We start from the raw sequence: 13,439 nt of genomic DNA, 5'->3' as shown, positions 1-13,439 counted from the left end.
CCGGTCCATCGAAAAAGAATTCGATGCGACCGGCCCTATTTCCTTCCGTAGCCTTGATATTTCAGCGAAAGATCACTTGCGGAGCTCGGCTCCGAAAGCCGATTCCAATGCCGTCACGACACGCGCATGCGTTTCTGTGACTTCTTCGTCCTGAAGCGTGCGCTCGGGATGACGATAGACCAGCGCCAGAGCGACGCTCTTCTTGCCTTCGCCCAGACGTTCTCCCGTATAAATATCGAACACGCGGATGGATTCCAGCAGCTCCGCCGCCGTTTCCGCCGCCAGGCGTTCCAGATCGCCTACCGGTACAGCCGTATCCACGACGAGCGCCATATCGCGCCCTACCGCCGGATAGCGGGGAAGTATGCGGTAGTCCACTTCGAAGTCGGCCTGCTGGAGAAGCGGATCAAGCTCGGCTTCCAGCACGTAGGTGTCCTCGAGGTCCCGCTTCTTCTGAAGCGTCGGGTGCAGCTGCCCCATGTAGCCGATGGACCGGCGCTCTCCATCCGGAGTGAGCAGGAACAGTTCTGCCGTGCGTCCCGGGTGGAAGCCTTCTTTCTGTGCGGACCTGAATTCGATCGTTACGCCCAGGTAAGAAATCACCCGTTCCAACACGCCCTTCAAGTCGTAGAAGTCGGCTTTGCGGGCTTTCTGTCCCCAGTGAGCGCCGCTCCAGTTACCGGTCATCGCGATGCTAAGCAGACGCTTTTCCTGCGGCTGTGCGGTCAAGGCCGTCTCCTTGGACAGGAATACCGTGCCCGTTTCGAAAATCGCGATATCATCGTTGTTGCGGTTGCGGTTATAGCTCACAACCTCAAGCAGATGAGGAACAAGGGACGTGCGCAGCGCGCTGCGGTCCTCGCTCATCGGCATCGCAAGCGGGATCGGCGCGTATTCCGGATATAGACCCGGATAGTCGGCGGCGTTCTCCCGCTGTCCCAGCGTGTACGTGATCACTTCATGCAGGCCGCTGCCCGTCAGCAGACGGCGGATAGTCCGGCGAAGGGACTGCTCGCGCGTCAGGGAGCCGGGAGTCGTTACGCCGGTCATCAGCGTCGTCGGGATGTTGTCGTAGCCGTACAGGCGCGCCACTTCTTCAATGAGTTCGACGTCACGGGTAATATCCCCACGGCGACCCGGCACGTGAACGAGGAGAGAGCCCTCTTCGAGCAGTCCGTATTCCAGACCGAGACGGTCGAAAATTTCTTTGACCTGCTGCAGCGAAAGATCCGTTCCAAGGTACGTATTGACACGTTCCAGCTTCAACGGAATCTTGACGCCGGAGAAGGTTTGAACGGTCTCCTGCACGATGCCTTGGGCGACCTGGCCTCCGGCGCAAAGCACAAGGAGAGCCGCCGCACGGTCAAGCGCAGGAATGACCGCTTCCCGATTGACTTCCTTCTCGAAACGGAGGCTCGCCTCCGAACGCAGACCGAGCTGGCGGGACGTTTTACGGACGGACGGGCCGGCAAACCGAGCCGACTCGAGCAAAATCGAAGTCGTGCTCTCCGTCACTTCGGAATTCGCGCCGCCCATAACTCCCGCAACCGCGATAGGCTTGATGCCATCGGTTACGAGCAGCATGTGCGGCTCCAGGGTACGCTCCACATCGTCAAGCGTCACCAGCTTCTCTCCTTCCGCCGCAAGGCGGACTTCGATTCTGCCGCCCGCGACCTGATCCGCGTCAAACGCGTGAAGAGGCTGGCCGTATTCCAGCATCACGTAATTCGTAACGTCTACGATGTTATTGATGGGGCGGATGCCCGCCGCCATCAGACGGTTCTGGAGCCACAGCGGAGACGTGCCGACACGGACGCCTTCAATGAGGCGTGCCGCATAATGCGTGCACTGCTCGGGAGCGGCGATGGAAACGGAGATTTTGTCTTCCGCTTTGACGGTACTGAAATCCACATTAACGTTGCGTCCCTCTTCCGGCAGCTTCACCGGACGCCCGAGAATCGCGCCGATTTCGTAAGCGGTGCCGATCATGCTGAGACAGTCCGATCGGTTCGGCGTCAGCTCAAGTTCCAGAATGTTGTCGCTTAGAGCCAGCACGTCCACGACCGGCTTGCCGATCTCGGTATTTTCCGGAAGAACCAGAATGCCTTCCTGAATTTCCTTCGGCAGCAGTTTATCGTTCATGCCCAGCTCTTTGGCGGAGCAGATCATGCCCTGGGATTCCACGCCGCGAAGCTTGGCGCGCTTGATTTTGAAATCTCCGGGAAGTACGGCGCCGATTACGGCAACCGGGACCTTTTGTCCGGCATCCACATTTTTGGCTCCGCAGACGATCTGCAGGTCCTCACCCGTTCCCACATCGACCGTACAAACGTTGAGTTTGTCCGCATCGGGGTGTTTCGTCTTCGATTTGACAAAGCCGACGACAACGCCCGACACGCCTTTGTTCAGCGATTCGACAATGTCGACTTCGATACCGCTCCGTGTCAATTTATCTGCAAGGTCTTCAGCCGTGAAGCCCTGTACGTCTACATATTCCGACAGCCATTGATAAGAAACTTTCATCGTCTTCTCCTCCTTCTCTCCGGTTTATAGGTGGACGAACTGCTTCAGGAAGCGCAGGTCGTTCGTATAGAAATTGCGGATATCTTCTACCCCGTACTTCAGCATCGCGACCCGTTCAGCCCCCAGGCCGAAAGCGAACCCGCTGTATTCGTTCGGATCGTAGCCGGACATTTCGAGCACCTTCGGGTGAACCATGCCGGAGCCCAGAATTTCGATCCAGCCGGTCTGCTTGCAGGTCCGGCAGCCTTCGCCGCCGCACATCATGCAGGACACGTCGACTTCCGCGCTCGGCTCGGTGAACGGGAAGAAGCTCGGACGCAGACGGATTTGCGTCTGCGGGCCGTACAGCTCGCGTACGAACTGGAGCAGCGTCCCTTTCAGATCGCTCATCCGGATGTTCTTGTCGATGACAAGCCCCTCGATTTGCGTGAACTGGTGGGAGTGGGTCGCGTCGTCGTCATCGCGCCGGTACACTTTGCCCGGAGAAATGATTTTGATCGGCACGGCTCCTTTGCGGCCTTCCATCGTCCGGACCTGGACAGGCGACGTTTGGGTGCGGAGCAGGAGCTCCTCGGTGATGTAGAACGAATCCTGCATATCGCGGGCCGGGTGGTCCTTCGGCAGATTCAGCGCTTCGAAGTTGTAGTAATCGCGCTCCACTTCGGGCCCTTCCACGACGGTGAATCCCATCCCGATGAAAATGTCCTCGATCTCTTCGACGATCTTGTTCAGCGGATGAACGGCTCCCTGTACGGACGGACGGCCCGGCAGGGAAACGTCGATCGTTTCGGCGCGGAGGCGGTTTTCCGTCTCCTGGCGGTCGTATTCTTCCTGCTTCGCCGCGATCACTTCTTCAATCGCACCGCGGACGTCATTGGCCACCTGGCCGATAACCGGACGCTCCTCCGCGCTTAACGCGCCCATGCCGCGCAAAATTTCGGTCAGCGGCCCTTTTTTGCCCAAATACTTGACTCTGAGATCATTCAGCTCCTGCTGGCTGCCGACAGCGGCCAATTCCTGCAGCGCTTGTACTTTTAACGCTTCCAAACGTTCTCTCATGTGTAATCCCTCCTTTAGATCTGGCAACCCTTGACGGTTTCCGGACAACAAAAAAAGCTTCTCCGCCCGGTAAGGGACGAAAAAGCCGTGGTACCACCCTTGTTAGACCGCCTGCTGCGCAAAATGCCTTCCTGGAAGGTCATCCGCCTCTGACGTGTCTCACTCTTCGAAATAACGGTTCGTAGCCGGTACTCTCTACTGACTGGCCCCAGGCCACTGTTCAAGAAACTGCTCGGGAGCGAACTTCGGCAGCCTGGTTCCACGGGGACGCTCTCAATCTCCGGCGTCTCCTCCCTGTCAGGAAGCACTGCGTACTTTTCTCCTTCATTGCATTTGCTATGGAATTGGTTGCTGCGTTTAACTATGCCACCTATTATATGAAAATCGGCGCGGGGTTGCAAGCCCATTCAAAGCCCGCTTCCCTTGCAAAAAAAGAACAGGCGGCGGTTACGTAAGAAGCTTGAGTCCTACGGCCGCCGAAATAATCATGGCGATAAACAGGATGCGGCGCCAGTCTTTGGACTCGCCGAACATAAACATGCCCAGCAATGTGCCCCCGCACGTACCGATTCCGGTCCACACGGCGTAAGCCGTGCCCATCGGGATGGATTCCATGGCATAGGACAACAGCGAAAAGCTGATGCCGAAGCCGAAGAAAAGCAGCGCGTAAGCCCCAATCGTCTTCTTCCGCGCGATTTTGTTCATGGCGAGTACGCCGAAAATTTCCGAACATCCCGCCAATATCAGTGCGGCCCATGCCATCAGGAATTCGCTCCTTTCGCCGGTTCTTCCGGTTCTTTCGTCGTGATTTTAAGCCCGATCACACCGCCGAGCAGAATCAGGATAAAGACAATCTTCAGCCAGCTGATCGGCTCCCCGAACACGATCGTTTCCGTAAGAACCGTTCCCGCCGTGCCGATCCCCGTAAATACCGCGTACACCGTTCCAACGGGCAGACGGCTTGTCGCCATCAGCAGCACCCAGAAGCTGAGCAGGATCGCGGCTCCGGTCAATATCCAGGTAAACGCGTCATGCGCATGTTTCAGACCCGAAACCCAGCCGATTTCCAGCAATCCCGCCGCCAGTACATAAAACCAGTTCCGATTCATAATCGAATTATGCCTCCTTCTTTCCCCGTATGCTCATGAAGGCTCATGAATGAGAGATTCCCCGCCAGTAGACGTCCCACGAAGCCTCCAGCCTTTTATCGTAGCTTTCGGCCGTACCGTACAGCAGTTCCACAATGATCCCGTCCATCAGACAAAGAAAAGCCGCCGCGGCTTTATCCGGATCGACGCCGATAGCCGAGCAGTCCTCGGTAAACACGGACGTAAGCCGCTCCTCCATCCGGGACAAGTACGCATAAGAGAGCTCTATCGTTTCCCGGTACACCGAGGCCGGCGGAAAGTACATCATCCGAATCCAAAACTTCGTCGAACCGTTGTGCTCGTACTTGCCGCGCGTATGGGACAACAGCTTATACAGCTTGCGGTCGAGCGCCTCGCCGCCCGCTTCCAGATGCGAGGAGGCAAATTCCAGCTCGCCGCGGGACGCATCCTGCAGCACACTGAGAAACAATTCCTCTTTGCCTTTAAAGTGTGCGTAGATGGAAGGTGTTTTTATCCCTACGGCTTCGGCGATGTTCGCCATGGAGGTGCCTTCGTAGCCTTGTGACGCAAACAAATCGAGTGCCGCGGCCTTGATCCGCTCGGGAGTATTCATGAGCCCCACTCTCCTAACTAACATTAGTTAGGTATAGTATGTCACATTTCCGCTTTGGGATCAAGCGGCATTTTGACTTTGCCTTCATTTTCCCGTTAAATGAAAGAGAATATACCGTTACGGATTCCGGGTCCGACACGGTCAAATACGCACGCGGGAGGCTGAAACGATGAAATACCGCACACTCGGCAAGACGGGATTAAAAGTGTCCGTAATCGGCGTCGGCACATGGCAGTTCGGCGGCGAATGGGGACAGGACTTTACGCAGGACGAAGTGGACGCTGTCCTGGACAAGGCAAAGGAACTCGGAATCAACCTTATCGATACCGCGGAATGCTACGGCGATCATTTATCGGAATCGTTTATCGGCAACTATTTGAGCCGCCGGGGCCGTGAAGGCTGGGTCGTAGCGACCAAGTTCGGCCATCATTATCATGACCGGTTTAAACGCGACGAGCGTTTTTCGGCGGAAGATATGATCGGGCAGCTCGACGCCTCTCTGAAAGCGCTGGGAGTGGACTACGTCGACTTGTACCAGTTCCATTCGGGAACGGATTCCGTGTTCGACAACGACGCCCTCTGGACGGCGCTGGACAAGCAGAAGCAGGCGGGCAAAATTCTTCACATCGGCACTTCGATCGCGAAGAACGACAACCTTCATCAGGTAGCCGCCTCCACACAGGTCGGCTCGGAAGCGATCCAGGTCGTGTACAACCGGCTCGACCGCGCTCCCGAAGAGAGCGTGTTCCAGTCGTGCCTGCAGCAGAACCTCGGCGTGCTTGCCCGCGTTCCCCTCGCGAGCGGCTATCTCAGCGGCAAGTACAAGCCGGGCGCCACTTTCGCCGCCACGGACACGCGCCACCGGCACGACCCCGCCGAGACGCAGCGCAAGCTCGAGGAGGTGCAGCGCATCCGCGAGCACGAAGTGCCGGAAGCGATGGACATGGCGACGTGGGCCCTCGCGTGGTGCTTGAAGCATGACGCGGTCAGCGCCGTCATCCCGGGCTGCAAAAACGTCGCTCAAGTCGAAAGCAACGCGAAAGCGGCGGCGTATCTGAGCGACAACCACCCGCAAGCATGGACGGAAGAAGCGGAAGCTTCCGGCGCATGATTGCGCACGCGAAAAGGCCTATCCGGTTTTAACGGATAGGCTTTTTTGCGTTGCCGTGCGGCACAAGTGCGTCGCGGCTGCGGGGCTGCCCTTGCGGCATGGCCGGGCCCTATGGAGCCTTGCGGTGCAGCACAGGCACACTGCCGCACAGCGAAGCAGAGGAGAGCCCCTACCGGCTGCCCGAGGCATCTCCCGGCTCCCGCCTAGGCGCATGCGCATTCGGCTGCGCAAGGCCCCCTGGACGCTCCGATGTCCGGAACACCCGAAGCTTCCGCTGATGCGGGAAGTGCTCGACCGGGACCCGACCCGTGCCAAGGCAGCAAAGCACGGTACTGCCGCACTGGCCCGTCAGCGTCCGAAATAATCAATCCGCATCGCTTCCCGCACTTCCCGCATCGTTTCGCGGCCGATGCCGCGCGCTTTGGCTGTGCCGGATTGGAGAATTTCGTCCACTTCGGCAGGCTTCGCCTCGTAGTAAGCCCTGCGCCCCCTCATCGGTTCCAGCAGGGCGTTCAGCCCTTCCGCCAGCTTCTCCTTGCAGGCTGTGCAGCCAATGCTCCCCCGTTCGCAGCTCTCCCTTATTTCCGGGGCCTCCTCGGCCAGAAATGCTTCATGGTAGGAGAAGACCGGGCAAATCCCGGGATGTCCCGGATCGTCTTTGCGGATTCTGGAAGGGTCCGTCTTGGCCTTCTTCAGTTTATCTCTTATCTCTTCCGCAGAGGCATCGAGCTCAATGCCGTTGCCCAGACTCTTGCTCATTTTGCCGTTCCCGTCCAGACCGATCAGGCGCGGCGTATGGCCGACCAGCGCCCGGGGCTCTTCAAACACCGGCTGGTAGAGCGAGTTGAATCTGCGGACGATTTTGCGGGTCTGCTCGATATGAGGAATCTGGTCGTCGCCCACCGGGACGAGCGTTGCCTTGCAGAACGTGATGTCCGCCGCCTGGCTGACCGGATAACCGAGGAAGCCGTAGTACAAATCGTCGTACCCCCGCTGCTCCGCCTCGCTTTTGGTCGTCGGGTTATGCCTCAGCGAGCTGACTGTGACGAACATCGAGTAAAACACCGTCAGTTCGGCGATTTCCGGAATGAGCGACTGCACGCACAGCACAGCCTTCTCCGGGTCGATTCCGGCCGCCAAGTAGTCCAGCGCGACAAGCCGCAGATGTTTTCTTACCAGATCCGGGTCCTCAAAATGCGTCGTCAGCGCCTGCACATCCGCCAGCAGCAGAAACGTTTCCATCTGATGCTGCAGCTCCACCCGCTTTTTCAAACTTCCGGCGTAATGGCCGAGGTGCAGCTTCCCGGTGACGCGGTCTCCCGTTAATATCCGTTCCATATTCATTTCTCCTTTGAATGTAGGTTTCAATCCCTTTTCGCAAATGTTTCAAATCTTTGTCCGTTCTGTTTTCCAGACGCCACCACCAACCGTCTTCCACGGCCATCACCCCCTTTATGTGAAATAAAATGTTTGCGAAGATTAAGGTCCGTAACGTAAACCGGACAACAAAAAAACTCCGTCCTTAAAAAGGACGAAGTTTCACTTCGCGGTACCACCTTTGTTCGTTTGCCTGGACAAACGCGCTCTAACGTACGGAAAGCGGTCCGCTTTCGATACGGGGGAGGAAGGCAATTGTTTGCGCCGGAATTGTTTACCGGGTTTCGTTTGCGGGTTATAAGTCTTAACGAATAACATTCAGATTGGGGGAGAGTCTTTTGAAAACAAAACTCGGCCTGCTTGCCGCTGTTTCGTGTCTGGCCTTGACCGCATGCGGAGATTATAAGGAGCAAGCATCCCCGCTCAAACAGGGCGGCGGCGCAGACCGTTCTTCCGCCGCCGAAGCGCCGCGCTTTGCCGCGTCCCTCGCTCAGGAATACTCCAAAGAAGATACCGTTCAAATCGGCGATGCGAAAATAAAAGTAAGCAAAGTGGAAAAATTTACGGAGCAGGGGCCAGAAACGCCCAACCTGCCGGACGGCGAATTTGTCGTGGTGACGCTGAATATCGAAAATTCGGGAACCAAAGAGCTCCCTTACAACCCGTACAGCTTTGAAATGGCCAACAGCAGCGGGATGACCAGCGATAAAGTGCTCGCTTCCTTCTCCGGGGAAACCGGTCTCAAATACGGCGAACTGGCTCCGGGCGGCAAAGTTTCGGGCACTCTGGTGTTCGAGCAGCCCAAGGGCGATCCCAAGCTCCAGCTTCTTCACAAAGAAGACGTCCGGCCGGACAAAGCGGTAAAAATCAATCTGCAATAAATGTGCGATAAAAGCTCGAACAATGAAAAATGTCCTGTTCCGCCGACGGAACAGGACATTTATTTTTTCATGACCGGCTTCATTTCGTTTTCTGCAAGCCTGTCCTTAGCAAGCACCTCTTGCGCAGGGGGACTGGGGCTCTTCAGGACAACCAGGACTGGACTTCAAATGCACCTGGCCTTTATAGCGCTCAATTCCCGCCTGTACAGTCTTCGGTTTTCTAAAACTTTACTCCTGCCTGCTTTTCTACCGCGTCTTTGAGCATCATGTACACATCGCCGTCGCTTAACTTCTCTTTATTGGCGATGATGCCGAGGGTCGCTTTGCTGAGCAGCCCGCCGTTTTCCAGCGCGGCCTGCGCCTCCGCGGCTTCAACCTTCAGCCCCGCGGCCAGCGCGATCGTGTAGCTCGCCTGCTGCAGAGTCAGCGTTTTCTTCGCAGGCTCTTCCATCCCTTTCACGGCGGCGGAAGGATCTCCTTGGAAAGAAGCGGCGTACATCCGTCTTACGCTGTTCATCTGGTTCACCATCCGCTGCGCGTTCGACGGATTATCCAGCTCCTTAAAACCTGCGTTGGCATAAGAGCCGTAAGCAATGCCCATAGACACCGCCGCTTTCAGGCCGGGATACGCCTTATGCTTCATAAACGTCGCTTCGTCCAGCTTGTAAGGCTTGAGGTCCATCCCCTGATCGTTCAGACGCTTCTGTAGTTCGGCGATCAGGGATTTGGATTCCGCCATGGCGCGGAAGGTCGTGCCCTTCTCCGCGGCCAGCTTGGCCGCCGCTCCGGCCGCTTCGCCCTCGGCCATGCCGACCGGGATGACGCGGGCGCTGCCGTGCGCCAGCGTGTCGTAGCTGGCGCTCCGGCCGACGACGAGAAGGCCGTCTACGTTCTGCGGCACGATGCTGCGGAACGGAACCGCGTACTTCGTCGGATGAACGACGACCGCGCCGTTATCGTTAGGCGACGTTCTTTGGATATCCGCCGGATAAGATCCGAAGGCGATCCGGTCCCACTGGTCGCGGTTTTCCAGCAAATCCACGACGCTGAGCCTGTACAGCCCCTCCATGTGGCGGGTTTCACGCACATACAGCTCGGGAGCGATACTGTCCAGCTCCACGTTCTTGAATTCATCGAACGTCTTCAAATACTTGACGACATTCGGAATTTCCTTGGCTGCGATCTCCAGCCCTTCCTGCTGGGATTTCGCGTTCAAGCCATCGATATCGAAAATATGCAGCGCATTGATCAGCACCGTACCGTCAAGCTGTCTGCCGATATTGAGCCCGCGCATCTTCATGCGCTGCTTGTTCAGCGGCACGTAGCCCGCCATCTCTTTGCCGTATCCCCAGGCGGACATTTTGTCCAGGCCCGTATCCTTATCATTGTCGCCGTTCAACCTTTTGGCCACCTTGCTCCACACATCGTCCGTGACATTTTTGAGCCGGAACACGGCCGTAACGGCCATCCGGGCTTTTTTATCCCCGATATCTTCCCGGCCGATAGTAAAAGGCACTCCCGCAGCCGCGGCGAAATCCGCATCCTGCGTCGCGTCGATAACGGTTTTGGTGCCGATGGTCTGTTTCGTCCCATCCTGTTTGGTTACGGTGATTCCGGTTACGCTTTGAGCCGCTCCTTCTTGCTTGAGAACCGGCTCCACACTGTACCCGTCCATCGAGACATCTATGTTTTTCTCATCGGCAACGAGCTTGTTGAACGCATTGGCCGCCGTCGTTACGTCAAAGGAATGACCTTCGATTTTCTCGTACCATTCTTTGAAAATACCCTGGTTGAAATACGCAGGCTCTTTGCCGGGCAGAGTCGACACGGTTTTGTCCCAGTTCATGTCGATGCTGTTCAACCAGCCTTCCGTCATAAGGCCGCCCAGAACCGTACGCTTGCGGGGTTCGATCAAAAGAGTCTTCAGCCCGCTGCGGGACGCGGACACGGCCGCGCTGACGCCTTCGGGATCCGTGCCGACTACAATAACGTCATAGCTGTCTTGCAGCTTGTCGGCCGTGGCGACTTTCGTCAATTCCTGCTTGGCCGGAAGCGGCCCCCCGACAGCGGCCTTCCATTTAGAAGAGTAATAATACCAGCCCCCTCCGGCACCCGCCAGAAGGACTAGAACCAGAACGAGTAAAAAACCTTTTTTACCTGTAAAAAAAGAACCGGACATTGGCGCACCTCGTAACTTTCATTTTCATTTTCATTTTCATTTTCATTCATTTCAATTTCATTTCATTCTTTTCATGCTTCATTTCGTTATTTAATCGGGTTCAAAACGGCGGTTTTCTGTGTCCGTCTGCCCTTCCACCACATAACCGCACGCCAGCCCAGGACACAATCCAGAATGATGATCAGGGGCATCATCGTGACGTTGTAGCGGTAATCCGCCACGAAGCCGAGACGGATCAGGCTCATCGCGATGACCGCGAGAGCCAGCAGCGTAACGGTCTCCCTCCAGCGCCTCAGTGCGGCCAGAACGGCTATGGCGCCGGACAGCACAAGTGTGCGGTGAAGCAGGTTCGCGTTGAACGGGATCACCGGATAATAAGGCTGATGGCCGCCGCCGCGGTAGACGCTCTGGTACACGTACTGCATTTTTCCGATCGTATACCACTTAATAAACAGCCCCGGCTGGGTCGTAAAACCGGCTTTCAACCGGGCTATGGCCAGCTCTTTCTCCGTTTTGCCCGCGGGGTCCACCAGGCTCTCGTCGTTAAACGTATTGTACGGATACGTTCCCGCCCGGAACGGGTTTTCCTGAGTCGCCGTCGCGACCCACTGATGCAGCGTGACGGCATTGCGAATCCACCAGGGCGCAAGCAGCAGCACAACGGCCGCGGCGGAGCAGGCAAACAGCCGGATCGTCCGCTTCCTCGCTTCTTTGTCCCGCAGCCACTGGAACGCGAAGGCCACGGCAATCAGCGGCAGAAATTCCGGGCGTACAAGCACGGTCAGGCCGAGCCAGATTCCCGCGGCGGCAGCCCGGCCGTAAGAAGGCGTTTCGAAAACCCGGATCTGAGCAAGCAGATATCCCATCAAGAGGAAAATGGCCAGCACCTCGGTCAGAATGGCCCCGTTGGCCCAGACGAACGGCGGATATACGGCCGCGATCAGAAGCGCAATGAGTGCCGTCAGTTCGCCGGAAAACCTCCTCGCAATCCGGTAGACGAACCCCAAAGCGGCCAGACTCAGCAGCGCCTGTATGTACCGGACCCAAGGAAGCGGGTCGTGCTCCTTATAATCCGCCATCTCATATACCGCCGCTAAAAAAAGCGGATAACCGGGGGTCACGAGCGCGTTCGGGGTCTCGCCGTTATAGGCGTATACTCCCGTCTCCAGCAGTTGTCTGACCATCTTATCGTAATTCAGCGAGTCATGGGGCATCTCGTGATCGACCGAACGGAGAAAATCGATCCTCACATAGGCCGCCAGCAGAAAAATTACCGCCAATGCGGCCCATACCCGTTTTTTACGGTTCATAATTCTGCTCCTTTCGGCCTTCCCGTGATTTCTAGTATACAAGAGAGAGTTTAAGGCGCGGTTTAGGACCGCTTACCGCCCGCTTAAAGCATTCTTAAGAAAACTTAAGGATTTCCCTGCCGATAGAAAAAAAGAAGGCCGCTGACGATCGGCCTTCCTTAGCTGTCTGTTCCGGGTTGTCGTGAAGGCTGCAGAGGGAGCCGCGTTTCGAAAACCGTCTGCTTCCGGTGGCTGCGCGCCGCTATTACCCCGCCGTGCATCTCGATAATGCTCTTGGCGATAGCCAGTCCGAGGCCGGTTCCGCCCGTGCGGGACGATCTTGACTTCTCCGCCCGGTAAAACCGTTCGAAGATGTACGGCAGGTCCGATTCCGGAATGGGCTCTCCGTAATTGACAATCTCCACGACAACCTCTTGCCCGCTGCGGCTGATTTTGATATCGACAACCTTGCCTGCGCTGCCGTACCGGATCGCGTTGGAGATCAGATTCTCGTAGGCCCGAACCAGCTGCCTGCCGTCCGCCCGGATATAAAGCGTGTCGTCCTCCGCAGTCACCCGGCACGTCATGCCCGCTTTCGTTAAAATCGGGACGAACTCCTCCGCCAACTGCTTCAGAAAGCCGTAGATGTTCACTTTCTTCATTTCAAGCTCGATGCCTTCGCCGGGCAGCGACGTGTATTCGAACAAGTAGTCAATGAGCTTGTTCAAATTTTTCGTTTTCTCAAAAGCGATGCGCGTATAATACCGGAGTTCGACTTCATCCTTGTACCGATCCGTCTCAATCAGTTCCAGATAGCCCAAAATCGACGTCAGAGGGGTACGGAGATCGTGCGAAACGCCCGTGATCAGCTCGTTTTTCGTCCGTTCCGCTTTTCTTTCCTCTTCGATGGACTTTTTCAGCTTCCGGGTCATCACGTTGATCGTTTCCGCAACCTCGCCCAGCTCGTCGGTAGAACGGGCCACGATTTCATAGTCGAGATTGCCTTTCGCGATTTCCTGCACGCCCTGTGTGATCTCTTCCAAATACCCGATAATCTTGCGGCTGAAAATAAAAAAATAAACAAGAAACAGCCCGCCCCCGACCACGACCATTACGGGCGTAGAGCCGATGTTGTTAACGACCCAGCGGAGGGGTCCCGAGTAATAGCTGAGGCCGATGATCGATTTGACTACCCGGTAGGCGAGAAGCACGGTTCCCGCAGCGAACACAATGCTGAGAATAAAGACGAAAATAAACTGCCAGCGCACGGTGTGGATAAATTTGTTTTTCAAGTTTGT

The 13,439-nt window shown here is 56.6% G+C and carries 11 protein-coding genes; 2 read left to right on the top strand and 9 right to left on the bottom strand.

The genetic code is table 11. The features are described from left to right. Window positions 1-72 precede the first annotated feature (72 nt). From pheT to HMPREF1207_RS17885, 5 genes are all read right to left on the bottom strand, one after another. Window positions 73-2,523 carry a phenylalanine--tRNA ligase subunit beta gene (gene pheT / locus HMPREF1207_RS17905; protein ID WP_009676186.1) on the bottom strand — a complete coding sequence of 817 codons (2,451 nt, stop codon included), beginning with the start codon at window positions 2,521-2,523 and terminating at the stop codon, window positions 73-75. A 24-nt stretch (window positions 2,524-2,547) separates the two neighbouring features. Then, window positions 2,548-3,582 (bottom strand): phenylalanine--tRNA ligase subunit alpha, encoded by a 1,035-nt coding sequence (gene pheS / locus HMPREF1207_RS17900; protein WP_009676182.1) that lies wholly within the window; start codon window positions 3,580-3,582, stop codon window positions 2,548-2,550. Window positions 3,583-4,029: 447 nt separating this feature from the next. Then, entirely contained in the window at window positions 4,030-4,344 is a 315-nt protein-coding gene (locus tag HMPREF1207_RS17895) for a DMT family transporter (protein ID WP_009676109.1), read from the bottom strand. Next, entirely contained in the window at window positions 4,344-4,691 is a 348-nt protein-coding gene (locus HMPREF1207_RS17890; RefSeq protein WP_009676062.1) for a DMT family transporter, read from the bottom strand. Before HMPREF1207_RS17890 ends, HMPREF1207_RS17895 begins: the two co-directional genes overlap by 1 nt. Window positions 4,692-4,734: 43 nt before the next feature. Beyond that, entirely contained in the window at window positions 4,735-5,304 is a 570-nt protein-coding gene (locus tag HMPREF1207_RS17885) for a TetR/AcrR family transcriptional regulator (RefSeq protein ID WP_009676128.1), read from the bottom strand. A 169-nt stretch (window positions 5,305-5,473) separates the two neighbouring features. Between HMPREF1207_RS17885 and HMPREF1207_RS17880 the strand changes: the two genes are divergently transcribed. Then, window positions 5,474-6,415: an aldo/keto reductase gene (locus tag HMPREF1207_RS17880; protein WP_009676162.1), complete on the top strand. Its 942-nt coding sequence runs from the start codon at window positions 5,474-5,476 to the stop codon at window positions 6,413-6,415. Window positions 6,416-6,763: 348 nt separating this feature from the next. Here HMPREF1207_RS17880 and trpS read toward each other — a convergent pair whose 3' ends face one another. Continuing rightward, a complete protein-coding gene (trpS, locus tag HMPREF1207_RS17875; RefSeq protein ID WP_009676114.1) occupies window positions 6,764-7,753 on the bottom strand; it encodes a tryptophan--tRNA ligase in 990 nt (329 codons plus the stop codon). Window positions 7,754-8,130: 377 nt separating this feature from the next. On the opposite strand from trpS, the gene HMPREF1207_RS17870 reads away from it, so the two are divergent. After that, window positions 8,131-8,673, top strand: a complete 543-nt coding sequence (locus HMPREF1207_RS17870; protein ID WP_009676094.1) for a DUF4352 domain-containing protein — start codon at window positions 8,131-8,133, stop codon at window positions 8,671-8,673. Between the two features lie 220 nt (window positions 8,674-8,893). Here HMPREF1207_RS17870 and HMPREF1207_RS17865 read toward each other — a convergent pair whose 3' ends face one another. From HMPREF1207_RS17865 to HMPREF1207_RS17855, 3 genes are all read right to left on the bottom strand, one after another. Then, window positions 8,894-10,852, bottom strand: coding sequence for an FAD-dependent oxidoreductase (locus HMPREF1207_RS17865; RefSeq protein WP_009676203.1), 1,959 nt, complete (start codon window positions 10,850-10,852; stop codon window positions 8,894-8,896). A gap of 86 nt (window positions 10,853-10,938) precedes the next feature. Further along, window positions 10,939-12,162: an ArnT family glycosyltransferase gene (locus tag HMPREF1207_RS17860; RefSeq protein ID WP_009676056.1), complete on the bottom strand. Its 1,224-nt coding sequence runs from the start codon at window positions 12,160-12,162 to the stop codon at window positions 10,939-10,941. A gap of 158 nt (window positions 12,163-12,320) precedes the next feature. Beyond that, window positions 12,321-13,433, bottom strand: a complete 1,113-nt coding sequence (locus tag HMPREF1207_RS17855; protein ID WP_009676141.1) for a sensor histidine kinase — start codon at window positions 13,431-13,433, stop codon at window positions 12,321-12,323. Window positions 13,434-13,439 lie beyond the last annotated feature (6 nt).

It is taken from the genome of Paenibacillus sp. HGH0039 (assembly GCF_000411255.1).
Lineage (GTDB): Bacteria > Bacillota > Bacilli > Paenibacillales > NBRC-103111 > Paenibacillus_F.
The sequence above is the reverse complement of the archived record's forward strand: the minus strand, read 5'-3'. Positions and strand labels throughout refer to the sequence as shown.

What these genes read in the sequence shown, in the direction of transcription:
- pheT (WP_009676186.1), bottom strand. Translation starts at nt 2,523, where the DNA reads ATGAAAGTTTCTTATCAATGGCTGTCGGAATATGTAGACGTACAGGGC.
- HMPREF1207_RS17860 (WP_009676056.1), bottom strand. Translation starts at nt 12,162, where the DNA reads ATGAACCGTAAAAAACGGGTATGGGCCGCATTGGCGGTAATTTTTCTG.
- trpS (WP_009676114.1), bottom strand. Translation starts at nt 7,753, where the DNA reads ATGGAACGGATATTAACGGGAGACCGCGTCACCGGGAAGCTGCACCTC.
- pheS (WP_009676182.1), bottom strand. Translation starts at nt 3,582, where the DNA reads ATGAGAGAACGTTTGGAAGCGTTAAAAGTACAAGCGCTGCAGGAATTG.
- HMPREF1207_RS17865 (WP_009676203.1), bottom strand. Translation starts at nt 10,852, where the DNA reads ATGTCCGGTTCTTTTTTTACAGGTAAAAAAGGTTTTTTACTCGTTCTG.
- HMPREF1207_RS17885 (WP_009676128.1), bottom strand. Translation starts at nt 5,304, where the DNA reads ATGAATACTCCCGAGCGGATCAAGGCCGCGGCACTCGATTTGTTTGCG.
- HMPREF1207_RS17895 (WP_009676109.1), bottom strand. Translation starts at nt 4,344, where the DNA reads ATGGCATGGGCCGCACTGATATTGGCGGGATGTTCGGAAATTTTCGGC.
- HMPREF1207_RS17890 (WP_009676062.1), bottom strand. Translation starts at nt 4,691, where the DNA reads ATGAATCGGAACTGGTTTTATGTACTGGCGGCGGGATTGCTGGAAATC.
- HMPREF1207_RS17880 (WP_009676162.1), top strand. Translation starts at nt 5,474, where the DNA reads ATGAAATACCGCACACTCGGCAAGACGGGATTAAAAGTGTCCGTAATC.